Annotated in this window: 21 protein-coding genes and 1 pseudogene; 9 read left to right on the top strand and 13 right to left on the bottom strand. The window is 71.6% G+C overall.

The features are described 5' to 3' along the window. Positions 1-70: 70 nt before the first annotated feature. Complete coding sequence (locus tag ACFV6X_RS09000) at positions 71-919, bottom strand: nitroreductase/quinone reductase family protein (RefSeq protein WP_385379767.1); 849 nt, start codon at positions 917-919, stop codon at positions 71-73. Positions 920-1,110: 191 nt separating this feature from the next. Between ACFV6X_RS09000 and ACFV6X_RS08995 the strand changes: the two genes are divergently transcribed. After that, a complete protein-coding gene (locus ACFV6X_RS08995) occupies positions 1,111-1,584 on the top strand; it encodes an HAD domain-containing protein (RefSeq protein WP_385379764.1) in 474 nt (157 codons plus the stop codon). Between the two features lie 57 nt (positions 1,585-1,641). Here the strand turns inward: ACFV6X_RS08995 and ACFV6X_RS08990 are convergent, their stop codons facing one another. Then, positions 1,642-2,529 carry an NAD(P)-dependent oxidoreductase gene (locus ACFV6X_RS08990; RefSeq protein WP_385379761.1) on the bottom strand — a complete coding sequence of 296 codons (888 nt, stop codon included), beginning with the start codon at positions 2,527-2,529 and terminating at the stop codon, positions 1,642-1,644. A 55-nt stretch (positions 2,530-2,584) separates the two neighbouring features. On the opposite strand from ACFV6X_RS08990, the gene ACFV6X_RS08985 reads away from it, so the two are divergent. Next, positions 2,585-2,935: a winged helix-turn-helix transcriptional regulator gene (locus tag ACFV6X_RS08985; protein WP_385379758.1), complete on the top strand. Its 351-nt coding sequence runs from the start codon at positions 2,585-2,587 to the stop codon at positions 2,933-2,935. A gap of 95 nt (positions 2,936-3,030) precedes the next feature. On the opposite strand, the pseudogene ACFV6X_RS08980 reads toward ACFV6X_RS08985, so the two are convergent. Then, positions 3,031-3,963 (bottom strand): annotated as a pseudogene (locus ACFV6X_RS08980) (helix-turn-helix transcriptional regulator). Positions 3,964-4,049: 86 nt separating this feature from the next. Continuing rightward, positions 4,050-4,655: a DinB family protein gene (locus tag ACFV6X_RS08975; protein ID WP_385379755.1), complete on the bottom strand. Its 606-nt coding sequence runs from the start codon at positions 4,653-4,655 to the stop codon at positions 4,050-4,052. A gap of 109 nt (positions 4,656-4,764) precedes the next feature. Here ACFV6X_RS08975 and ACFV6X_RS08970 point away from each other — a divergent pair, with 109 nt between their 5' ends. From ACFV6X_RS08970 to ACFV6X_RS08960, 3 genes are all read left to right on the top strand, one after another. Beyond that, complete coding sequence (locus ACFV6X_RS08970; protein ID WP_385379752.1) at positions 4,765-5,370, top strand: helix-turn-helix domain-containing protein; 606 nt, start codon at positions 4,765-4,767, stop codon at positions 5,368-5,370. Positions 5,371-5,429: 59 nt separating this feature from the next. Next, a complete protein-coding gene (locus tag ACFV6X_RS08965; RefSeq protein ID WP_385379749.1) occupies positions 5,430-6,026 on the top strand; it encodes a hypothetical protein in 597 nt (198 codons plus the stop codon). A 167-nt stretch (positions 6,027-6,193) separates the two neighbouring features. Next, complete coding sequence (locus tag ACFV6X_RS08960) at positions 6,194-6,526, top strand: DUF2516 family protein (protein WP_365444577.1); 333 nt, start codon at positions 6,194-6,196, stop codon at positions 6,524-6,526. 113 nt (positions 6,527-6,639) lie between these two features. On the opposite strand, the gene ACFV6X_RS08955 is transcribed toward ACFV6X_RS08960, so the two are convergent. The 3 genes from ACFV6X_RS08955 to ACFV6X_RS08945 form a co-directional block, all read right to left on the bottom strand. After that, on the bottom strand, positions 6,640-7,989 hold the full coding sequence (locus ACFV6X_RS08955; RefSeq protein ID WP_385379746.1) for a PP2C family protein-serine/threonine phosphatase: 1,350 nt from the start codon (positions 7,987-7,989) through the stop codon (positions 6,640-6,642). Between the two features lie 286 nt (positions 7,990-8,275). Then, positions 8,276-9,370, bottom strand: a complete 1,095-nt coding sequence (locus ACFV6X_RS08950) for an NlpC/P60 family protein (protein WP_385379743.1) — start codon at positions 9,368-9,370, stop codon at positions 8,276-8,278. 262 nt (positions 9,371-9,632) lie between these two features. Continuing rightward, positions 9,633-10,424, bottom strand: coding sequence for a class I SAM-dependent methyltransferase (locus tag ACFV6X_RS08945; protein ID WP_385379740.1), 792 nt, complete (start codon positions 10,422-10,424; stop codon positions 9,633-9,635). Positions 10,425-10,702: 278 nt separating this feature from the next. On the opposite strand from ACFV6X_RS08945, the gene mshA reads away from it, so the two are divergent. Both mshA and ACFV6X_RS08935 read left to right on the top strand, forming a co-directional pair. Next, complete coding sequence (gene mshA, locus ACFV6X_RS08940) at positions 10,703-12,043, top strand: D-inositol-3-phosphate glycosyltransferase (RefSeq protein ID WP_385379738.1); 1,341 nt, start codon at positions 10,703-10,705, stop codon at positions 12,041-12,043. Positions 12,044-12,057: 14 nt separating this feature from the next. After that, the gene (locus tag ACFV6X_RS08935) at positions 12,058-12,582 is read left to right on the top strand and encodes a YbjN domain-containing protein (RefSeq protein WP_385379735.1); all 525 of its coding nucleotides are present in this window, start codon (positions 12,058-12,060) and stop codon (positions 12,580-12,582) included. Here the strand turns inward: ACFV6X_RS08935 and ACFV6X_RS08930 are convergent. Beyond that, positions 12,543-13,358 carry an AraC family transcriptional regulator gene (locus ACFV6X_RS08930; protein WP_385379732.1) on the bottom strand — a complete coding sequence of 272 codons (816 nt, stop codon included), beginning with the start codon at positions 13,356-13,358 and terminating at the stop codon, positions 12,543-12,545. The genes ACFV6X_RS08935 and ACFV6X_RS08930 overlap by 40 nt on opposite strands. Between ACFV6X_RS08930 and ACFV6X_RS08925 the strand changes: the two genes are divergently transcribed. Then, positions 13,357-13,845: a DUF2000 family protein gene (locus tag ACFV6X_RS08925; protein ID WP_385379729.1), complete on the top strand. Its 489-nt coding sequence runs from the start codon at positions 13,357-13,359 to the stop codon at positions 13,843-13,845. The two genes, ACFV6X_RS08930 and ACFV6X_RS08925, sit on opposite strands and share 2 nt — an antisense overlap. An 8-nt stretch (positions 13,846-13,853) precedes the next feature. Here ACFV6X_RS08925 and ACFV6X_RS08920 read toward each other — a convergent pair whose 3' ends face one another. The 3 genes from ACFV6X_RS08920 to ACFV6X_RS08910 form a co-directional block, all read right to left on the bottom strand. After that, positions 13,854-15,110 carry an MDR family MFS transporter gene (locus tag ACFV6X_RS08920; RefSeq protein ID WP_385379726.1) on the bottom strand — a complete coding sequence of 419 codons (1,257 nt, stop codon included), beginning with the start codon at positions 15,108-15,110 and terminating at the stop codon, positions 13,854-13,856. 73 nt (positions 15,111-15,183) lie between these two features. Next, positions 15,184-16,950, bottom strand: coding sequence for a stealth conserved region 3 domain-containing protein (locus ACFV6X_RS08915; protein ID WP_385379723.1), 1,767 nt, complete (start codon positions 16,948-16,950; stop codon positions 15,184-15,186). A gap of 13 nt (positions 16,951-16,963) precedes the next feature. Beyond that, positions 16,964-18,733: a stealth family protein gene (locus ACFV6X_RS08910; protein ID WP_385379720.1), complete on the bottom strand. Its 1,770-nt coding sequence runs from the start codon at positions 18,731-18,733 to the stop codon at positions 16,964-16,966. 230 nt (positions 18,734-18,963) lie between these two features. Here ACFV6X_RS08910 and ACFV6X_RS08905 point away from each other — a divergent pair, with 230 nt between their 5' ends. After that, positions 18,964-19,725 (top strand): phosphoglyceromutase, encoded by a 762-nt coding sequence (locus ACFV6X_RS08905; RefSeq protein ID WP_385379717.1) that lies wholly within the window; start codon positions 18,964-18,966, stop codon positions 19,723-19,725. Between the two features lie 144 nt (positions 19,726-19,869). Here the strand turns inward: ACFV6X_RS08905 and ACFV6X_RS08900 are convergent, their stop codons facing one another. Together ACFV6X_RS08900 and ACFV6X_RS08895 are read right to left on the bottom strand one after the other, a co-directional pair. After that, positions 19,870-20,280, bottom strand: a complete 411-nt coding sequence (locus ACFV6X_RS08900; protein WP_385379714.1) for a cupin domain-containing protein — start codon at positions 20,278-20,280, stop codon at positions 19,870-19,872. 524 nt (positions 20,281-20,804) lie between these two features. Further along, positions 20,805-21,053 (bottom strand): SCO4226 family nickel-binding protein, encoded by a 249-nt coding sequence (locus tag ACFV6X_RS08895; RefSeq protein WP_385379711.1) that lies wholly within the window; start codon positions 21,051-21,053, stop codon positions 20,805-20,807. Between the last annotated feature and the right edge of the window lie 100 nt (positions 21,054-21,153).

Raw genomic sequence — 21,153 nt, 5'->3', positions numbered from 1 at the left:
GCGGGCGGGCCGCCGTTGTGAGGTCGGGCGCCTCCAGGTGGCTTTCCGGAGGCGCCCGCCGAAGGGGTTCTCAGGCGTCGAGCAGGGGGATGAGGTGTTGCTCCTCGTAGGTCAGATGCGCCTCCAGTTCCGTGGTGAGGCGCTCGACCTCCGAGCGGGCGATGGCGGGGTCCTGCGTCCCTATCGCCGCGCGCAGCTCCTCCACCAGGGCGGCGATGTGTTCGTGTTCCTCGCGGAGGCGTTCGATGGTGGGGGCGGCCGTGGGGTGGCGGTCGGCGAGGAAGGGGAACAGGCCGAGGTCCTCGCCGGTGTGGTGGTTGTGCAGTCCGTGGCAGAACGTGAGGCAGTTGACGCGCAGCTGGGCACCCAGGGGGCCGCCGCTCTGCGTTTTCTTGTTCATCTCCTCGCGGATGAGCGAGAGTTCGCGTCGGAAGGCGTCATGAACGACCTTGATGGCCTCGCCCATGGAGCCGGCGTTGATGTTCGGAGGGCCGCCCGCGATCTCGTGGAGCGCCACGACCGGTATCACCCGCCCCGCCCTCTCCTGGTACTCCGCCCAGCCCGCGTCCGTCTCGACGGCCCGCGCGAACGCCTGGTCGCGCTCGTCGCCGCTCAGCACCTCGGCCCGCGCCTGGTACGTGAACGCGCCGCTCTCCACGGTCACCTGGGGGTGGGCGAGGAGGTTGTGGTACCAGGCGGGGTGTCTGGGGGCGCCGCCCGCGGAGGCGATGACCAGGATGCGGTCCGCGCCGTCGGGGAGATAGGCCACAGGGGTGGTGTGCTCCGCGCCCGTGCGGGCGCCGCTGGTGGTCAGGAGGATGAGGCGGGCGCCCTCGAAGTAGCCGCCTACGCGGCCCCGGTTGGCGCGGAACTCCTCGATGACCTGCTGGTTGAAGTCGCTGATGGTGTCGTTGGGCATGCTCGGTGTTCTCTTCTCTCTCCGGCCGTGCTCGTCACTGGTGATCGGTGGACGAACGCGCGCGAACGCGCGGAGAGAGACCGGCGGACTCCTGGCCCGCCTCAGCCTCATTCAGAGGCCGGGCACCCAACTCGCTCGCGGCACTTGGCCGCAAACCCGGCAGTCATGAGAGCAACAGTAGCCTAGGCGCGATGCTTCTCTTCCTGGATATCGACGGGACGCTTCTCCCCTTCGGGTCGGCGGATCCGTATCCGGCGTACGGGGCACGGCTCGGGCGGGGCGCCGGTAACCCGCTGCTCAGCAGGGTCGATCCGGCGCTGGGCCCCCGGCTGTGGGCGCTGGGCTGCGAGTTGGTGTGGGCCACCACCTGGCTGGAGGAGGCGAACGAACTCATGGCGCCCTGGCTCGGCCTGCCCCCGCTCCCGGCCGTGGACTGGCCGGAGGAGGCCGCGCGGCCCGGCCCGCTGCACTGGAAGACCCGGCCGCTCGTGGCCTGGGCGGCGGGCCGGCCCTTCGTCTGGCTCGACGACGAGATCAAGGCGGCCGACCGGGACTGGGTGAGCGCCCACCACCCCGCACGGGCCCTCCTGCACCGCGTGAACCACCGGGTGGGGCTCACGGATGCGGACTTCGCCGTGGTGGCGGGGTGGCTGGGCGCCGGGTGAGACCGGTGGGGCGGGGGAGCGGCTCGGCATGGAACCGGGGCCCTGCTCCCCGGCCCCTCACCCCCGGCTCAGCAGATCCGTGACCCGCATGAACCCGTCCGTTCCGTGGCCGAGGCCGATGACACGGCGGGCCTGGCCCTCCGCCGCGCGCATCACGCTCGCCTCGATGCCGTGTCCCTCGGAGGCCTCGATGATGTGGGACATGGAGGAGACCGCCGAGGTGATCGGGTTGAGCTCGCCGGAGTAGGCGGCGTCGTCGACGTCGCCGGCGAACTCCTCGAACAGCGGCGGCAGGATCGCGGAGATGCCCTGCGCGAAGGGCGCGAGTTCCCGCCCGCTGATGCCCTCCGCGCGGGCCACGGCCAGGGCGTGCGCGTAGCCCGCCATCGCCGTCCAGAAGATGTCGAGCAACGCGACGTCGTAGGCCGCCGCCCGTCCGGCGTCCTCGCCGAGGTGGGTGTGGGTGCCGCCGAGGGTGTCCAGGGCGGCCCGGTGCGCGCGGTACAGCTCCTCGGGGCCGCTGTGCAGGAACACCGCGTCGGGGGTGCCGATGCTCGTCGTCGGCGTCATGATCGCGCCGTCCAGGTAGCGGATGTCGTGCGCGGCGGCCCAGCCGGCGGTGTCACGGGCCCGGGCCGGGGTGTCGGCGGTGAGGTTCACGAGGGTGCGGCCTTCGAGGGCGTCGGTGACGGCGGGCCGGCGCAGGATCGCGTCGGAGGCGTCGTAGTTCACCACGCAGACCACGACGAGGTCGCTCGCCGCGACGGCCTCCTCCGGCGTCACGGCCGACGTGGCTCCCCGGCCGGCCAGTTCGCCGTCCCGGCCGGGGGTGCGGTTCCAGACGGTGGTGCGCAGGCCGGCGTCCAGGAAGGCGCCGGCCAGGGCGCGGCCCATCGGCCCCAGACCGAGCACGGTGACGGCAGACTTGTCGTCGTAGGTGGACATGCTTGTTCAACTCCCTTGAGAACGGCACGAACAATTCATCACAAAAGGGGTGGAAATGACGCGCAGGCAGGCCCAGGATCCGAACGTCTGCGGAGTGACCGCCGCGATCGCGGTGATCGACGGCAAGTGGAAGACGTCCCTGCTGTGGCTCCTGGAGTCAGGCCCGTACCGCCCCGGCGAACTGCGCCGGAGGCTGCCGGGCCTGACCGAGAAGGTGCTGACCCAGGCGCTGCGCGAGATGGAGACGGACGGCCTCGTACACCGTGAGGTGCACGACGTGATGCCCCTGAAGACCGTCTACTCCCTGACCGGCTTCGGCCGCGAACTCTCCGAGGCGCTGGCCCCCCTCTCCGACTGGGGCCACCGCCGTCTGGAGAGCCTGACCGCGACCTCGTCGGCCTCCTGACCACCCGCGACCAGCCTCTCCCCGGACGGCGCGCGGCGCCAAGTACGCACAAATAAGTGGGTACGAGGGCGTACGGCGACCGGCTCCCCGGTGTCTCAGGTGGCGTCCTGCCTGGGGTCGGCGGCGTCGGCGTAGCGGCGGGCCAGGTGCGCGGAGGCGTCCCGGAGCTCCGGCGGTCCGACGACCTCGATGCCGGTGTCGAACCTCCCGATCAGGGCGGCCAGGCCGGCTCGTGACCAGGAGCCCAGGACGAGCCGGCAGCGGTGCGGGCCCAGTTCCTCGACGAGTCCGTCGTGGCTGTGACGGGACACGACGGCGGCGGGCAGGTCGAGGATCACCTCGCCGCGGCACGGCCGGTCGCCGACGCCGCCGGAGCCGCGGAACCGGTCGGTGACGAAGGCCGCCACGTCGCCTCCGGCAGTTCACGCGGGGTGAAGCGGGGCCCGGTGGGGACGCGTGGGGTGATGCGGTCGGCGCGGAAGATGCGCCAGTCCGCGCGGTCGAGGTCCCAGGCGACGAGGTACCAGTGGCCGCCGCAGGTGACGACGTGGTGCGGCTCCACCCGGCGCGGCGCGCGCGGGGTGCCGCCGTCGGCCACGCCGGGCGGGTAGCCGAAGCGGAGCACCTCCCGCGCGTGGGCGGCCGCGCCGAGCGCCGTGAGCACGCCGCTCCCGACCGGGGGTTCGGGCCGGGACCTGGGCCGTTCCGCGGCGGTGACCTGCACGGTGTCGATGCGGTGGCGCAGCCGTGCGGGCATGACCTGCCGGACGGTGGTCAGCGCGCGGGCCGCGGACTCCTCGATGCCGGCACCGGCGGTGGTGGCGATCCGCAGGGCCACGGCCTGCTCGTCGTCGAAGAGCAACGGGGGGCAGATCGCTGCCGGCGGCGAGCCGGTAGCCGCCGTCGGGGCACTTGACGGTGACGATGGGATAGCCCAGCTCGCGCAGGCGTTCGACATCGCGGCGCACGGTACAGGGGCTGATCCCCAGCCGCTCGGCCAGCAGCGCGCCCGGCCAGTCCCCCTCCAGTCGTGATCTTCGGGCCCGGCTCCGGCCAGGGGACTTCGGCCTGCGGTCCCTTCTACGACTTCTAGAACTTCTACGACGTCACGACGTCACACTCCCCGTCCCGCCGCCCCGTCCGCCTCCCGGGCCACCCTCTCCAGCCGGCCGCGATACCCCTCCCACCAGGCCGTATCGCCCTCCGGGATGCTCGTGTTGCCTGCCTGCATCCCCACAGCCCCGTCGATGAGTTCGCGAACGATGTCGGCGTGCCCGGCGTGCCGCTGGGTGTCGGCGATCACGCGGACGACGGCGTGATGCAACGTCACCTCGTCCTTGCCGGCGGGCCACCACGACACCTTGCCGACGGTGTCCAGCGACAGCGCGTCGATCGTCGCGTCCGCGTGCGCCCACGCCCGGCGGTAGAGGCCCACGACGAACTCGCGGGACTCCTCGGCGGTGGCCCACATGTCCGCGTTCGACTCGGCGTCCCCGTCGAGCCAGGGCAGCGGATCGTCGGAGGGCCGCCCGAAAGTCTCGCCGAGGTAGCCCAACTCCACGCTCGCCACATGTTTCACGAGGCCCAGGAGGTTGGTACCCGTCGGGGTGAGCGGGCGGCGGATGTCGTACTCCGAGAGCCCTTCCAGCTTCCACAGCAGGGCGTCGCGGGCGGACTGCAGATAGAAGTGAAGATCGGCTTTTGCGTCCGTTGCGGTCATGGCGGTCAGTCTGCCGCGCGGGGCGCCCGGTGCTGCCGTGCGAGTGGCATGGCGCACTTTTGCAAGCGGGTTGCTTGCAATTGTTAGCACGGCGCGGCATGGTGGAGGTATGGCATCGCTCAACGTCGGCAATCTCGGTGAGTATCTGCGCGAACAGCGGCGCAACGCGCAGCTGTCGCTCAGGCAGCTCGCCGACGCCGCCGGGGTGTCCAATCCGTATCTGAGCCAGATCGAGCGCGGGCTGCGCAAGCCGAGCGCGGAGGTGCTGCAGCAGGTCGCCAAGGCGCTGCGGATCTCCGCCGAGACGCTGTACGTGCGGGCCGGGATCCTCGACGCCGAGCGGGACCGGGACGAGGTGGAGACGCGTGCCGTCATCCTCGCCGATCCCACGCTGAACGAGGGGCAGAAGCAGGTGCTTCTCCAGGTCTACGAGTCGTTCCGCAAGGAGAACGGCTTCGAGTCCGGCAAGGCGGACGCGGCGCAGGACGGTGACCTGAGTGACGACAGTGACGACAGCGACTACAGCGGCTACAGCGACAGACGCGACAGACGCGACAGACGCGACAGCCGTGACAGTCACGACGGCAGCGATCCCAGCGATCGCAGCGGCATAAGAAGCGGCGACGGCAGCCGCGCCAGTGGCGACGGCGCCATACGCGACACCCGTGCTGCCGACGGCGACGACGCCGACCCGCAGCAGCGCTCCGCCGGCTGAGCCGGGCGGACGCGGCGGACCCCGAACCCTCACAGAAAGCCACCGGGAGGACCAGCACCATGGCCATCACCGAAGACCTGCGCAAGACCCTCACCGACCCGCGGCCGCTGTACTTCGCCGCCGGCACCGCCGACCTCGCTCTCCAGCAGGCCAAGAAGGTGCCCGGTCTGGTCGACCAGCTGCGCAACGAGGCGCCTGCCCGCATCGAGGCCGTGCGCAACACCGACCCCAAGGCCGTCCAGGAGAAGGCCACCGCTCGCGTCAAGGAGACGCAGGAGAACGTCCAGACCCGCGTCAACGAGTTCTTCGGCTCCCTCGACTCCGACATCAAGAAGCTGGGCGAGAGTGCCCAGGACTTCGCCCTGCGCGGTGTCGGCATGGCCGCCGAGTACGCCGTGAAGGCCCGTGAGACCTACGAGAAGGTCGCCGAGCACGGCGAGCAGGCCGTGCGGACCTGGCGGGGCGAGGCCGCCGAGGAGATCGAGGAGCTGGCCATCGCCGTCGAGCCGGAGAGCAAGTCGGCCGAGGCCAAGCAGGACAAGCCCGCCGCGGCTGAGGCCGAGGCCGCCGCGGCGAAGAAGCCCGTCGCGAAGAAGGCTCCGGCCGCTCGCAAGGCCACCACCCCGGCGAAGAAGACGACGCCGTCGGCCAAGTGACACTCCGCGCGCCGCGTCCGCGGTCACGACGGGTGACACGGACGGGTGATCGGTAACGGGTCGGGCACTCCTTGGGTGCCCGGCCCGTTCTTCGGGTAGCGGTCGGACGGTTGCGGGTACGGTGACCGCGTAGGGACTAGCCGATACGGGTGGTGGACGTTGTGCTGATGCAGGGATTCGTCGGGTTCATGTGGCTGCTGAGCATGGCCCTGATCCTTTTCAGCGGCTTCGCGATGATCGACGCCGCCACGCGTCGCGAGGACGCCTACCGCGCGGCCGACAAGCAGACCAAGCCCTTCTGGCTGATCGTCCTCGGGCTCGCCTTCGTGGTGAACCTGATCTTCAACATCCTGTCGTTCCTGCCGATCATCGGCCTCATCGCGACGATCGTGTACATGGTCGACGTGCGCCCGGCCCTGCGTGGCCTCCCGGGCGGCGGCCGCGCCCGCCGCGGTTCGAGCAGCGACGGCCCGTACGGCCCGTACAACGGCGGACGGTGACCGACGGCCGTCATCGGCTGCGCGGCACCTGAGGGCGCCCCCGCACGGCGGCACCCTCCACGGCTGCATTCCGCCCGTCCGCGCCCCGCACGGCCGCAGTCGCGCCCCCGCCGCTACGGCACTCGATCCAGCAGCAGCACCGCCACGTCGTCCGTGAGCTCACCGCCGTTGAGTTCCCGCACCTCGTTGACCGCCTCGCGCAGCAGCTGCTCGCCGCGCAGGCCCTGGGACAGCTGGCGGCTGATCATCTCGACCATGCCGTCCTGGCCGAGCCGCTCGCGGCCGGCGCCGACATGGCCCTCGATCAGGCCGTCGGTGTAGAGCATCAGACTCCACTCCCGGCCCAGCTCCACCTGCATCCGCGGCCAGCGCGCGCCCGGCAGCAGGCCGAGGGCGGGGCCGTTGTTGTCGTACGGCAGCAGCCGCGGCGCGCGACCGGGGCGGGCGACCAGCGGGGCCGGGTGACCGGCCAGGCACAGACCGGCCCGGCGGCCGTCCGGCGCGATGTCCACCGTGCACAGGGTCGCGAAGATCTCGTCGTCCGAGCGTTCGTGCTCCAGCACCTGCTGGAGCGTGTTCAGCAGCTCGTCGCCGCACAGGCCCGCCAGCGTCAGCGCGCGCCACGCGATGCGCAGCTCGACGCCGAGCGCGGCCTCGTCGGGGCCGTGCCCGCAGACGTCGCCGATCATGGCGTGCACGGTGCCGTCCGGCGTGCGCACGACGTCGTAGAAGTCGCCGCCCAGCAGCGCGCGCGAGCGGCCGGGGCGGTAGCGGGCGGCGAAGCGCAGCGGGGAACCGTGCAGCAGCGGCGTGGGCAGCAGGCCGCGCTCCAGCCGGCGGTTCTCCTGGGCCCGCAGTCGGCCCTCGGCGAGCCGCCGCTCGGCCGTGTCGGAACGTTTCCGCTCCACGGCGTAGCGGATCGCGCGGCTCAGCAGCCGACCGTCCAGTTCGTCGCGGAACAGATAGTCCTGGGCGCCCACGCGCACGGCCTCGGCACCGCGCTCGGCATCGCCGGACGCGGTGAGGGCGAGGACGGCGTGCCGGGGCGCGAGCTCCAGCACGTGCCGCAGGACGTACAGCTCGTCGTCGCTGTCGTCGGTCCGGCCGGGGGCGGGCAGCGCGAGGTCCAGCAGGATGCAGTGGACGTCGTCGGTCAGCAGCCGCGCGGCCTCGGTGAGGTTGCGGGCGGTACGGATCCGGATCGGCTTGCCGGACTGGTCGAGCAGTTCGGGCACGATCGGTGAGCCGCCGGGGTCGTCCTCGATCAGCAGCAGCGTGAGGTTGGTGTCCGTGGTCGTGCTGGTGGTCTTCTGGGCCTTCTCTTCCTTGTGCGCTTCCTTGCGCGGAGCCTCAGTACCGGGATCACCGGATGCACCGGAGAGGCCGCGGACTGCGGGCGCGGCCTGCGCCTGACCACTTTCCACGGCCGGGATCGCTCTCTGCCGCGGTACGGGTACGGGCATTGTCCTGGGTTCCTTCCCTCCCCCCGAGGGCATGGCGGGTGCGAGGGACCTCGACCCACCGACCGGGACGATAGCGGGTGTCGGCGCCGCAACGGAATGGTGTGAGGCACGCCGCTCGGTGGTCGGCCACTGTCATATGCCGCGATCCGTACCGCAGTTGGACAGGACAGTGTCCGGTCCGTGATGACGAAGGTCACGTCGGTCGCCGGTTTGGCCGCGGAGGAGCGTGGGGTGGGTCACGTGGGCCACGTCACCGGAGTCCGTGGGGCGTTACCGCCCCGGCCGCTCAGTCCGTCTGCGGGCGTACGACTCCCAGGATCGGCATCGAACCGGCCCCCGCGATCGTGATCGTCCGCCCCGGCCGCGGGGCGTGCACCATCGCGCCGTCCCCCATGTACATCCCGACGTGGCTGGCGTCCCCGAAGTAGATGATCAGGTCGCCGGGCTGCATGTCCTCGACGGCGACGCGCTTGAGCTGCCTCCACTGTTCCTGGGAGGTGCGCGGGATGGCGCTGCCTGCCGCCGCCCAGGCCTGAGAGGTCAGTCCGGAGCAGTCGTACGTCTTCGGGCCCTCGGCGCCCCATTCGTACGCCTTGCCTATCTGCTGGGTCGCGAACTTCACGGCCTTCCTGCCCTGCTCGGTGGCCGTGCCGTCGATCTCGTCGAGGACGCCGGAGTCGAGCCAGGCGGTCTGCGCCTCGTAGGCGGCCTGTTCCTCCAGCTCCGCCAGGCGCTTCCTCTCCTCCTTCTCCAGCTGGGACTCCAGCTTCTTGGCCGCCGCGATCCGCTGCTCGATCTTCTTCTGGGCGGCGGCCTTCGCCTTTCGGCCCGCCTCCAGCTTCTTCCACTGGGCGGAGGCGTCCTTGGCGTACTGCTCCAAGTCCTGCTGGGTGCGGGTCAGCTCCTGCAACAGATGGTTGGTGGCGCGCTCGCCCTGGCGGACCCGGCTGCTGCCCTCGAGGAACTCGCCCGGGTTGTCGCTGAGCATCAGATGGGCCTCGGGCGGGAGGCCGCCGGTGCGGTACTGGGCGGCGGCAGCGGAGCCGGCGCGCTTCCTCAACTCGGCGAGCTTCTCCTTGCCTTCGACGATCAGCTTCGCCAGCGCGACGATCTCGGCGGACTGCTGCTCGGCTTTCTCCTCCGCCGCGTTGTAGGCGTCGGTGGCCGAGGCCGCCTCGCGGTAGAGGAGGTCGAGCTGCTCGCGGACCGCTTCCAGCTCCTCGTTCGTCGCGGGAGTCGAACCCGGGTCTGTGCCGGGGGCCGTGGACGGGGTGGGGGTCGGTGCGGGCGCCGCGAAGGCCGCGCCGGGTGCCGCCAGCACGGTGACGGCGCAGACCACGGTCACCGCTGCCGCGATCAGGCCACGCTTGCCCCTTGCCATACCCCTGCCCCCAAACTGATTGCCCGTCAGTAACATCGAACGCCCGGGCGATCGTGCCATGCCGTGGCGCAAAACGACAGAGGCAGTGACTCCCTCCCCCATTCCGGCCGTCGCACGACGATCCCCCCGCCTTTGTGACGAACGGCTCACCGAGATCGTTCCGTGTGATCCGGCGCTCAGGGGAAACGAGGGGGAAAGGCCGAAAGGCCGGGGCACCAACGCCGTTGGGGCCGTGCCCGCACCGATGCGGCGGGCGGGCCCGTCACGCGCGGGGCGCCAACGCTCCCCAGGAGACCGTCACTTCACCCTGGCGCCAGCGCGCCGGACCGTCCGTCACCGGCCAGTCGGCCGTCAGGTCCCGCACGGCCCGGATCCAGCGCTGGCGGGCGCCGTACGACGCGTAGGGCGCGGCGGCGGCCCAGGAGCGGTCGAAGTCGCGCAGGAAGGCGTGCACCGGCTCGCCGGGGACGTTGCGGTGGATCAGCGCCTTGGGCAGGCGTTCCGCCAGGTCGGAGGGGCGTACCAGGGAGCCGAGGCGGGTCGCGAAGGTCACCGTGCGCGGGCCCTCCGGGCCGAGCGCGACCCACACGTGCCGCCGCCCGATCTCGTCACAGGTCCCCTCGACCAGCAGCCCGCCCCGCGAGCCGGACGCCGGGTCGGCGGGCGCGAGCCGCGCGCACAGCCGTTCCCAGACGCCGGCGACCTGCGCCTCGTCGTACTGCCGCAGGACGTTGGCCGCGCGGATGAGGTGGGGCCGCCGGGGGAGCGGGATCTCGAAGCCGCCGTGCCGGAAGGCGAGCCCCTCGCGCGCGTAGGGCTGCGCGGCCGCCACGCGCGCGGGTTCGATCTCGACGCCGACCACGCGCGCGTGCGGCGCGGTCGCACGCAGGCGGGTGAGGAGCTCGACGGCGGTCCAGGGGGCGGCGCCGTAGCCGAGGTCGACGGCGACCGGGGCGGGGGCGCGGCGCAACTCGGCCCCGTGCGTGGCGGCGATCCAGCGGTCCATGCGCCGCAGCCGGTTCGGATGGGTCGTCCCGCGCGTCACCGTGCCCACGACGGAAGTCCCCCCGCTCGGGCGAAGCCGAGAGGGGGAGCGGGTCGCTGGGCGGGCTGTCATACCCACGAGGGTATGGGTGCCCGGCGGATGCTTCGCCGGACGTCTCCGCCCCGCTCCGGACAGACGCTTCCCGGCCTCGAACGGTTGAGCGATCGGCGGTAATGATTCAGCAAAAAACCAATCTCCGGAAATGGAGCACCGACCTCCGGTGTTGGAGAGGTTCGGAGGGCCTGGTGTCCTCGATCAGGCATGCCCACGGCAGGGAGGAACGGCACGTGAGCCATTACGTCAGCAGGCTCGGTCGCCGCTCGCCGGCGTCCGCCTCGCGGCTCCGTCTGGGTCACCGCCGCGCCCGCCGCGTGGCCATGCTCTCCGTGCACACCTCACCGCTCCACCAGCCCGGCACCGGCGACGCCGGCGGCATGAACGTGTACATCGTGGAACTCGCGCAGCGCCTCGCCGCCCTCAACATCGAGGTCGAGATCTTCACGCGCGCGACCACCGGCGCCCTCCCGCCCGCCGTGGAGCTCGCCCCCGGCGTCCTCGTCCGGCACGTCGACGCGGGCCCCTACGAGGGCCTCGCCAAGGAGGACCTCCCGGCCCAGCTGTGCGCCTTCACACACGGCGTGATGCAGGCCTGGGCCGGCCACCGCCCCGGCTACTACGACCTCGTCCACTCGCACTACTGGCTCTCCGGCCACGTCGGCTGGCTCGCCGCCCAGCGCTGGGGCGTTCCCCTGGTGCACGCCATGCACACCATGGCCAAGGTCAAGAACGCCAACCTCGCCGACGGCGACACCCCCGAGCCCGCCGCCCGGGTCATCGGCGAGACCCAGATCGTGGCCGCCGCGGACCGGCTGATCGCCAACACCGCCGAGGAGGCCGACGAGCTGGTACGGCACTATGCCGCCGCCCGCGCCAAGGTCGCCGTGGTCCACCCGGGCGTCAACCTCGACCGGTTCCACCCGGCCGACGGCCGCGCCGCCGCCCGTGCCCGCCTGGGCCTGCCCCAGGACGCGCTGATCCCCCTCTTCGCGGGCCGGATACAGCCTCTGAAGGCCCCCGACGTGCTGCTGCGCGCGGTCGCCGTCCTGCTCGACGAGCGCCCCGACCTGCGCTCCCGGCTGGTCGTCCCGGTCGTCGGCGGCCCCAGCGGCAGCGGCCTCGCCAAGCCGGAGGGCCTGCAGAAGCTGGCCGCGCGGCTGGGCATCGCCGATGTCGTACGGTTCCGCCCGCCGGTCGGCCAGGACCAGCTCGCCGACTGGTTCAGGGCCGCGTCCGTGCTGGTCATGCCCTCGTACAGCGAATCGTTCGGCCTGGTCGCCATCGAGGCGCAGGCGGCCGGTACGCCGGTGCTGGCCGCCGCGGTGGGCGGGCTCCCGGTGGCCGTGCGCGACGGCGGGACCGGCTTCCTCGTCCAAGGGCACGATCCGGCGGCCTACGCGCGCGTGCTGCGGGACTTCGCCGACGATCCGCAGCTGTGCGCCCGGCTGGGCACGGCCGCCGCCCACCACGCCCGCTCCTTCGGCTGGGACGCCTCGGCAGCCGCCACGGCGGAGGTCTACACGGCGGCCCTGCAGTCCCACCGCCGCCGCTCCCGGGCCCACCACGGCTGACGTACGCTGCCGCCATGGGCGATGCACAGCAGCGGGCCGCGCAGGTCATCGAGGGCGTGTTCAAGGACGCCGAGCTGGAGTGGGAGAGTCCCACGCCGGGCCACTACGTGGTCAAGCTCCCCGGCACCCGCAAACTGTCGACGACGGTCTCCCTGATCGCCGGCCGCCACTCCCTGTCGCTGAACGCCTTCGTCATCCGCCACCCCGACGAGAACGAACCCGCCGTCCACCGCTGGCTCCTGGAGCGCAACCTCAAGCTGTACGGCGTGAGTTACGCCGTCGACCCGCTCGGCGACATCTACGTCACCGGCAAGCTGCCACTCGCCGCCGTCACCGCGGAGGAGATCGACCGGCTGCTCGGCCAGATCCTCCAGGCCGCCGACGGCGCCTTCAACACCCTTCTGGAGAAGGGCTTCGCCTCCGCGATCCGCAAGGAGTACGCGTGGCGCGTCTCGCGCGGCGAGTCGACCCGCAACCTGGACGCGTTCGCGCACCTGATTCAGGACGAGGGACCTGAGAGCGGCGAACCCGCCCGGTAGCGCCCCGGGGTCACGCCCACCAACCGCCGGAAGTGCCGGGTGAGATGGGACTGGTCGTAGAACCCGGTCGCGGCCGCCGCCTCGGCCGGGCGGACGCCCGCCAGCAGCAGCCGCCGGGCGCGCTCGACGCGCCGGGAGTTCAGGTACTGGTGCGGCGCGATGCCGTACGCCCCGCTGAACGCCCGTACCAGATGGGCGGGATGGGCCTGCAAAAGCCCGCCCGCCTCGTCCAGCGAGAGGCCGTGGACGACCCGCTCGTCGAGGAGCTCCCGCAGCCGCCGGGCGAGGGCGGGGTCGGTGCGCGGTCCGGTGGTGGCGAGCCGGGGGCGCAGATGGGCGCGCAACCGGTCCCCGACGAGCGTCAGCCGGCTCTCGGCCTCCAGCTCGTCACCGGGGCCGCGGAGCGCGGCGTGCAGCTGTCCGACGCGCCGCCGCAGCACCGGGTCGCGCAGGTCGGGCGCGTCGACGGCGGGCCCGATCAGTTCGTCGCCGAGCAGCGGGCCGTCCAGGTACAGCACCCGCTTGCGGAAGCCGTTCGGGGTGGCCGCTGAGCCGTTGTGCGGGACGTGCGGCGGCAGCAGGGTCACGGTGTCGTGCGGGGTGCCGTGCTCGTGCCGGTCCAGGTCGTAGCGCACCGCGCCGTCGTCCACGATGAGCAGCGTCCACGCCTCATGGACGTGCATCGGATAGGCGTACTCGGTGAAGTGGGCGTGGAAGACCTCGACGACGCCCGCGACGGGCGGCCGCCAGGCGGACACCTCCCGTTGCTGGGCCATGCAAAAAACGTACAAGACGGGCCCGTACGACGGTCGGCAGGCTGCTCCCATGAACGATTCCGCACCTGTCCGCGCCGACCGCTTCGACACCAAGATCGCCATCCTGCTCCGTGAGGACCTGGAGACCTGGCAGCGGCTGAACGTCACCGCCTTCCTGGTCAGCGGCCTCGGCCGGGAGGTCCCCGAGGTGATCGGCGAGCCCTACGAGGACGCCGACGGCGTGCCCTATCTGCCGATGTTCCGCCAGCCGGTGCTGGTCTTCGAGGGCACCAAGGAGACGCTGACCGCGGCCCACGCACGCGTGCTCTCGCGGGCCCTGCCGCGCGCGGTCTTCACCTCGGACCTGTTCGCGACGGGCAACGACAGCGACAACCGGGCGGCGGTACGGGCCGTACGGACGGGTGAGCTGGATCTGGTGGGGCTCGCGGTCCACGGCCCGCGCAACGCCGTGGACAAGGCCCTCAAGGGCGCGCGGATGCACCCGTAGGCCCGGTGTCAGGCGGCGCCGACCTCGGACTTCGCCGGGGAAGGCGCCGCGACCACGGCCGGCTCTGGCCGGGGCGGGCGGCGCATCAGGACGCCGTACCCAAGGGCCGCCGCCGTACCGATGACCGCGCAGATCCCCCACAGCCACTGCGCGCCGTACCGGTCGATGACGAAGCCCGACATCAGCGGCGCGATCAGACCGGCGACCGACCAGGACATGGTGTGCATGCCCTGGTAGCGCCCACGCCCGTGGTCCGGGGAGAGGGCGACGACGAGGCCGGTCTGGGTGGGCGCCATGACGATCTCGGCGAGGGTCCACACACAGACGGTGAGCGCGAAGAGACCGACCGAGCCGGCGAACGCCGTGAGGCCGAAGCCGTACCCGGCGAGCAGCGACGAGATGATCAGCAGCCGCCGGGGGTCGCGGTGTTCGATGAAACGCGTGACCGGGATCTGGAGCGCGACGATCAGGACGCCGTTGACGGCGAGTGCCATGCCGTAGTCGGCGGGCGTGAACCCGGCCTCGCCCATGGCTATCGGCAGGCCGACCGAGCCCTGCTGGAAGATCAGCGCGAGCAGGAACGACAGCCCGACGACGCCCATGAAGCGGCCGTCGCGCAGCACGGTGCCGAGGGAGACGGCATCCGCCTGCTTCGCCGTGGCCGTCCGCTCGGGCCTGGACTCCGGCAGCTTCACGAAGACGACGATCGCGCAGGCCATGGTCATGCCGGCCTCGATCAGGAAGCCGGCGCGGTAGCTGACCTCGGCGATGAAGCCGGCGGCGGTGGAGGAGATCGCGAAGCCGAGGTTGATCGCCCAGTAGTTCAACGAGAACGCGCGGACGCGGTCCTCCGGGCGGATGATGTCCGCCATCATCGCCTGCACCGCGGGCCGGGAGGCGCTGGAGGCGGCGCCCACCAGGAAGGCGACGGCGGCGATGGCCACCGGGTGCCGCACGAAGCCCAGCAGCGCGACGGACACCGCCATGGACGACTGGGCGATGAGCAGCGTCGGCCGCCGCCCCAGCCGGTCGGCCATGACGCCGCCGCCTAGGGAGAGGACGACGCCGCCCAGCCCGTACAGCGCAGCGACCAGTCCGGCGTACGAGGCGGAGTGGCCGCGGTCGATGGTCAGGTACATGGCCATGAAGGTGGCCACGAACCCGCCGAGCCGGTTGATCAGCGTGCTGGTCCACAGCCACCAGAACTCACGGGGGAGCCCTGAGACGCTCTCCCGGACCACACGTCTCAGGGTTGCTGACGACATCGCGGATCCCCCACAGCTGTAAGCGGCGCAAGCAGAGCCCACAACTTACAAACGGGATCCGCGGGACCGCCACTCAATTGACGGGGAGCGTCAATCGAGTGGGCTGCGGGGCGACTCCCGCCGCCCGTTCGAAGCGACTGGCGAACGGATACTTCCGCTCCAGGAAGCCATGGATGGCAGCCTGGGCCGCCGCCCGCTCCGCCGGGTCGGTGTCCACGTCGTTGAGACAGTAGAAGTCGATGTCCTCGCCCGCCTCCAGACGGGCCAGCCGGCGCCGCATGTCCGGCGTGCCCAGCTGGACGTAGCGGAAGCGGTAGTCGGCCGGCACGGCCCGGCCGGTGGCGATCGCCCAGTGGTGGTGCAGCGTGGACGCCGGGGCGACGTCGCTGGTGGAACGGAACCGCGAGTACGACGTCCGCTCCAGCTCCTCGATGCCGAGCTGCTCCATCTCCCGCATCACCGACATCAGTTGCGGATGCGGGGTGTGCAGCGACTTGTGCGTGATCTGGCGGCCGTGGAAGCGCCGGATCACCTCGCGGGTGTTCTTCCCGGCGGAGTTCGGGGCCGGCTCCAGCGGGTGCGGGTCGCCGATCCCGAGCTTCAGCGGGGACAGCGGGATGCGCGCGATGCCGTTGCCGTGGAAGAAGTGCTCGGCCCGCACCGGGCGGTTGATGAAGACGTCGTCGTTGAAGTAGAGATAGCGCTCCGACAGGCCCGGGATGTGGTGCAGCCGGCTCTCGATGGCGTGCGAGTTGAAGACCGGGAGCGCCTCGGCCGGGAGGATGTCCCGGTGGTCGACGACGGTCAGGCCCTCCGCCTCGGGATCCAGCCAATCGGGGACCTGCGAGTCGGTCACGAGGTAGACGTGCCGGACGAACCCGGCGTTCATCTCCAGCGAGCGCAGCGCGTACTTCAGCTCGTCATGGCTGGTGTAGCGGGAGTCGCCGGTCTCGCGCGGGGCGATGACGTTCTCGGAGGCCGCCTGGTGGGCGCGGCGCTTCGCGGCCATCGCCGGATCCGCGCCGTCGACCCAGGTGTACACGGCGTCGACGGGGAAGCACACCTCGTCGATGCGCGGCTCGGCGAACGGGGCGAACGTCGGCACGCTCCGGCTTTGGGCGTCCACCACGGCCGGCCGCTGCGCCGACACCGGGAGAACCTCCGAGACCGGGTTGCGGCGCGGCGCTACGAGCGCCGTCCCGAAGGCGTCCGGCAGCTGTACGCCGGGCACGGTCAGATGGCCGGGGTCCGCGCCCAGGTCCCGGCCGTGCCGCCAGAACTCGATGTCGCACCCCGACTCCAGACCGCCGAGCACCTGCCCCTGCGGGCCCAGACGCACCTCGCCGGTCCGCAGCACCGACGACCGCCGCAGCGCCCGCGGCAGCCCTCCGTCGGCCCACAGCACCGCCGTGGTGACGGTGCCGTCCGGGCCGACGGCACCGGCGAACGCCGCCGTGCGGGCGAAGTGCCGCGCGGCGGCGTCCAGCACCGTGCCGCGATGTGTCTGCGCGACGCCGATCACCTGGCGCAAACCGGCGTGCCCCTGGTCGGCCGGGACCAGGAAGTACGGCACGTCGGCCGCCTCCAGCAGGGCGCACACCCGCTCCAGATCCGTGGCGGCGGCCTCCGCGGCGGTGAAGCCGGTGACCGTACGCCCGTACAGCCGCGCCGGGCCGCAGGCGACCCGACGCAGGCCGGGGACGTCGGCGCGCAGCCGCCGACGGGCCCGGGACGCGCGCAGCGCCCAGAGCCGGGCCCACAGCCGGAGCCGAAGGCGCAGCGCGAGGTCCCGGGCGGCCCTCAGGCCCGGGGGTGCCGCGAAACGGTGACGGATTCCCATGGCCGTGGCCCGGTCAGCTCTGCTGCTCGGAGGGAACGGCCGGCTTCTGCGTGGGCTCCGTCAGCTCCGTCGGCTCCGCGGCCTGCCGGCCGATGGGCGCTCCGGCCTTCTTCCCGCTCTGCTTCTCGTACGGGCTGGGGAACGGGAAGTAGTTCTCCAGGAACTGGTTCATCCGGACGCTGACCCGCGCCCGCTCCTCCGGCGGCACGTCGACGTCGTTCAGGCAGAAGAAGTCGAAGCGGCGGTTCTGACGCAGGTCGTCCAGGCGGCTCTCGGCGTCCGGGCGGCTGATGTTCACGTACCGGAAGCCGAACTTGCCCGGCACGCCCCGGCCCGTCATCAGCGCGTACTGGTACAGCAGCGGAGCCGTCATGGCGATGTCCGTGGGCGAGCGGAAGCGGGACGCCATGGTGCGGGTGACGTCCTCCGGGAACAACTCCTCCAGCGCCAGCAGCGTCTCGCGCTGCTGCGGCAGCGGGGTGTGCATGAAGTTGTTCGTCGTCATCCGGCCGAACTTCTCCAGCAGCAGCGCGCGGACGTTCTTGCTGGCGGAGTTGGTCGCCGTCTCCTCGGAGTGCGGCTTGCCGACACCGATCTTCAGCGGGGACACCGGGATCTTCATCAGGCCGCTGCCGTGGAAGAAGTGCTCCGGGGTGATCCGGCGGCCGACGAACACGTCGTCGTTGAAGTACAGGTAGTGCTCCGAGAGCCCCGGGATGTGGTGCAGCCGCGTCTCGATCGCGTGCGAGTTGAAGACCGGCAGGACGTCCTCGGGGAAGATGTCGCGGTGGTCGACGACCGTGATGCCCTCGGCCGAGTCGTCGAGCCAGTGCGGCTTCTGGCCGTCGGTGACGATGTAGATGTGCCGGACGAAGTCCGCGTACATCGCCAGCGAGCGCAGCGAGTACTTCAGCTCGTCATGGCTGGTGTAGCGGGAGGCGTTGGTCTCCTTGTCCAGGATCTCGGCCGTGCCGCGCTCCTGGTACTGAGCCCGCTTGGCCCGCATCTCCGGCTGCTCGCCGTCCACCCAGGTGTAGACGACGTCCACCGGGAACGTGACGCGGTTCACAGTCGGCAGGGTGAGCGGCGCGAAGCTCGGCAGCTCCCGGTCGCCGACCCGCACGGTGGCGGGCTGCTGCTCGGAGGCCGGCAGCACATCCGTGACGCCGTTGTTGCGCGGCGTGATCAGGGACTCGCGGAAGACGTCCTCGGAGGCCTGCGGCTGCACCTTCGCCAGCCGCTGCTCCCCCTCCTCGGTGGCGAGCAGCTCGGCCCCGTCCTCCCAGAACTCGACGTCGCAGGCCAGCTCGGGCCCGGCGAGCAGCTGGCCGGCGGGCCCGAGGTGGTTCTCGCCGATCCGCAGCACGGGAGCCTTGCGCAGCTTGGCCGGCAGCACGCCGTCCAGGAACATCGCGGGGTGCTTGAGCTGGCCACCGGAGACCGGCCTGCCGATGAACACGGCCTGCCCGGCGTGCCGCGTCTCCAGGGCGGTGAGGAACCGCTCCCGGTCGACGGCGTTCACACCCACGGTGTGACGGGTACGGGAGACCGGCACGAGGAAGTACGAGATCCCCTCCTGCTCCAGCGCCGAGACCACCAGGTCGAGGTTGGCGGCGGCGGCCTCGGCGGCGGTGAACCGGGTCACGACCCGGCCGTACAGCTGCTGGCCTCGCACGGCCACCGGGCGCAGGACGGGATCACCGACCGCTGCTCTGCGGCGCCGCCGCATGGTACGCAGCTGCCACACCCGCTCGGCGGCCTTCCGCTCGACTCGCGGTTTCATCCGCCGCGCAAAGGAACGCACGGTCACGTTCAGAGCTCCTCTTCGTGTACCCCCACACCCGTCCTGCGATTACCAGACAGCCGACTGTGGGGGAAGGTTGCTTAGGAGTTAACCAAAAATTCAGTCGGAAGGTGGACACGGCGGGTGCGTGCTCCAGGCCACACGGGGCCGTTTCGGCCGCCGCCCCTCGGGCCGCTCACGCCGCTCGGGGCTTAGGTAGGCTCGAAGCCATGGCCGACGCACCGTACAAGCTGATCCTCCTCCGCCACGGCGAGAGCGAGTGGAACGAGAAGAACCTGTTCACCGGCTGGGTGGACGTCAATCTCACCCCGAAGGGCGAGAAGGAGGCGACGCGCGGCGGTGAGCTGCTGAAGGACGCCGGCCTGCTGCCCGACGTGGTCCACACGTCCCTCCAGAAGCGCGCCATCCGCACGGCGCAGCTGTCGCTGGAGGCCGCCGACCGCCTCTGGATCCCGGTCCACCGCTCGTGGCGCCTGAACGAGCGCCACTACGGCGCCCTGCAGGGCAAGGACAAGGCGCAGACGCTCGCCGAGTTCGGCGAGGAACAGTTCATGCTGTGGCGCCGCTCCTACGACACCCCGCCGCCCGCGCTGGACCGCGACGCCGAGTACTCCCAGTTCTCCGACCCGCGTTACGCGACCCTCCCGCCGGAGATCCGCCCGCAGACGGAGTGCCTGAAGGACGTCGTCGTCCGCATGCTCCCGTACTGGTTCGACGCCATCGTCCCCGACCTCCTCACCGGCCGCACGGTCCTGGTCGCCGCCCACGGCAACTCCCTGCGCGCCCTGGTCAAGCACCTGGACGGCATCTCGGACGCCGACATCGCGGGCCTCAACATCCCGACGGGCATCCCGCTCTCCTACGAACTCGACGCCGACTTCAAGCCGGTCGTCCCCGGGGGCACGTACCTCGACGCGGACGCGGCTGCGGCGGCGATCGAGGCGGTCAAGAACCAGGGCAAGAAGAAGTAACGCGACGCCGGTAAGCCCCCGACCTGCGAGTCTCTCGCGGGGCGGGGGCTTCGGGATCACTTCGGCGCTCGCGGGTGCTCGCTTCCACGCCTCGTCATTGAGTGACGTACGCCATACATGCCCGCCGCGCGGTCCCGCGAAGAGTCAGGGCTGGGTAACCCGCAGGTGCCGTCGTTCGGCCAGTTCCTCCGCGCTGACCACGGTCAGGATCGGGGTACCCGGCGGCGCGAACATGGTCACCACCAGCTGCGACTGCGCGTTCGGAAGGTTGTTGGCGCCCTGGTAGTGGATCACGTCGCCTCCCGGCTCGAACAGGGCGTCACCGGCCTTGAGCACCCTGGGCGCTTGTCCCTCCAGTTCGAAGAGGATCTCGCCCTGGGTCACGTAGCCGAAGATCGCCCCGGGGTGCCGGTGCGGGGGCGCGCCGGGGTCGCCGGGCGACAGGGTGACCCGGATGGTCCTGGCTTCGGCGCCGGCCGGGATGCGGGCCGCCGCGTCCGGCAGGGTCGTGATCACCTCAATGCCTGGCGGCAGGTGTGCGTGCTCAGCGCTCATGTATTCCTCCCAGCAGAGACTGTTCGCCGGGAGGACAAGACGGCCTCCTCGTCTGTGACAGCCCCACGCGGTGAACACGGGTGTGCCGGGGGCGAGTTGTCTTTGGGATGGAGGGCCGTTCTCGGCGTACGGGATCGTGAGCGCGGTGGTCCTGCTCGGCCGGGTCTCGACGGACGCGTTCTCCACCGCCGTCGCGCTGCCGAAGGGCTTCCTCACACGGCCGAAGCGGCCGACCGCAGCGTCATTCGCTTCCGTTTGTGGCACGGGCGTTCAGCCCGCTACGGGCTACGCAGGCGATCGGGTCGGCGGCGCAGCGGACCATCAGCAAGTCGGCCGCCCATCCGTCGAGTGACACCTGGCTGAGCGCGATGCCCGCCGAGGACCGGGATCACAGGGCGCGTTGCGTTGGCCGCGCGCAAGGACTCAAGGAGCAACTCACCGTCGGTGCCCCACTCCTCCGAGCTCCCGACCTGTGGATCGCAGCCGGGAGCTCGTTCTGCGCAGGCGGCCAAGGGGGCGAGTCGTCAGGCCGTCAACGGCACCGCATGCACCTCGTCCGCCTTGTGCCCCGCCCGCTCGTGGATCCGCTGGACCGCCTCCGCCGACGGTGCCTCGGAGAGGCAGTACACGATCCCGGAGTCCGGATCCGCCCAGGCCTGCTTGAAGTGCACGCCCTCTTCGTTCTCGATGGCGAGGTCGGCCTGGTGGGCCTCGTGGAGCTGGTCCGCCGTGATGCCCCGCATCCCGCGGTGGACGTCCATGAACTGGGCCATGGCCTCGCACCTCCTTCCCTGCTGCCCGGTCGGTCGCTTCCTCCTCCATGCTGCGCCGTATGCCGGGCCGCGGCGACCTTCACGGCCCCGCACCCCCTCC

The organism is Streptomyces sp. NPDC059861, assembly GCF_042731435.1.
Lineage (GTDB): Bacteria > Actinomycetota > Actinomycetes > Streptomycetales > Streptomycetaceae > Streptomyces.
The sequence above is the reverse complement of the archived record's forward strand: the minus strand, read 5'-3'. Positions and strand labels throughout refer to the sequence as shown.

What these genes read in the sequence shown, in the direction of transcription:
- ACFV6X_RS09000 (WP_385379767.1), bottom strand. Translation starts at nt 919, where the DNA reads ATGCCCAACGACACCATCAGCGACTTCAACCAGCAGGTCATCGAGGAG.
- ACFV6X_RS08995 (WP_385379764.1), top strand. Translation starts at nt 1,111, where the DNA reads ATGCTTCTCTTCCTGGATATCGACGGGACGCTTCTCCCCTTCGGGTCG.
- ACFV6X_RS08990 (WP_385379761.1), bottom strand. Translation starts at nt 2,529, where the DNA reads ATGTCCACCTACGACGACAAGTCTGCCGTCACCGTGCTCGGTCTGGGG.
- ACFV6X_RS08985 (WP_385379758.1), top strand. Translation starts at nt 2,585, where the DNA reads ATGACGCGCAGGCAGGCCCAGGATCCGAACGTCTGCGGAGTGACCGCC.
- ACFV6X_RS08975 (WP_385379755.1), bottom strand. Translation starts at nt 4,655, where the DNA reads ATGACCGCAACGGACGCAAAAGCCGATCTTCACTTCTATCTGCAGTCC.
- ACFV6X_RS08970 (WP_385379752.1), top strand. Translation starts at nt 4,765, where the DNA reads ATGGCATCGCTCAACGTCGGCAATCTCGGTGAGTATCTGCGCGAACAG.
- ACFV6X_RS08965 (WP_385379749.1), top strand. Translation starts at nt 5,430, where the DNA reads ATGGCCATCACCGAAGACCTGCGCAAGACCCTCACCGACCCGCGGCCG.
- ACFV6X_RS08960 (WP_365444577.1), top strand. Translation starts at nt 6,194, where the DNA reads ATGCAGGGATTCGTCGGGTTCATGTGGCTGCTGAGCATGGCCCTGATC.
- ACFV6X_RS08955 (WP_385379746.1), bottom strand. Translation starts at nt 7,989, where the DNA reads ATGCCCGTACCCGTACCGCGGCAGAGAGCGATCCCGGCCGTGGAAAGT.
- ACFV6X_RS08950 (WP_385379743.1), bottom strand. Translation starts at nt 9,370, where the DNA reads ATGGCAAGGGGCAAGCGTGGCCTGATCGCGGCAGCGGTGACCGTGGTC.
- ACFV6X_RS08935 (WP_385379735.1), top strand. Translation starts at nt 12,058, where the DNA reads ATGGGCGATGCACAGCAGCGGGCCGCGCAGGTCATCGAGGGCGTGTTC.
- ACFV6X_RS08925 (WP_385379729.1), top strand. Translation starts at nt 13,357, where the DNA reads ATGCAAAAAACGTACAAGACGGGCCCGTACGACGGTCGGCAGGCTGCT.
- ACFV6X_RS08930 (WP_385379732.1), bottom strand. Translation starts at nt 13,358, where the DNA reads ATGGCCCAGCAACGGGAGGTGTCCGCCTGGCGGCCGCCCGTCGCGGGC.
- ACFV6X_RS08920 (WP_385379726.1), bottom strand. Translation starts at nt 15,110, where the DNA reads ATGTCGTCAGCAACCCTGAGACGTGTGGTCCGGGAGAGCGTCTCAGGG.
- ACFV6X_RS08915 (WP_385379723.1), bottom strand. Translation starts at nt 16,950, where the DNA reads ATGGGAATCCGTCACCGTTTCGCGGCACCCCCGGGCCTGAGGGCCGCC.
- ACFV6X_RS08910 (WP_385379720.1), bottom strand. Translation starts at nt 18,733, where the DNA reads ATGAAACCGCGAGTCGAGCGGAAGGCCGCCGAGCGGGTGTGGCAGCTG.
- ACFV6X_RS08905 (WP_385379717.1), top strand. Translation starts at nt 18,964, where the DNA reads ATGGCCGACGCACCGTACAAGCTGATCCTCCTCCGCCACGGCGAGAGC.
- ACFV6X_RS08900 (WP_385379714.1), bottom strand. Translation starts at nt 20,280, where the DNA reads ATGAGCGCTGAGCACGCACACCTGCCGCCAGGCATTGAGGTGATCACG.
- ACFV6X_RS08895 (WP_385379711.1), bottom strand. Translation starts at nt 21,053, where the DNA reads ATGGCCCAGTTCATGGACGTCCACCGCGGGATGCGGGGCATCACGGCG.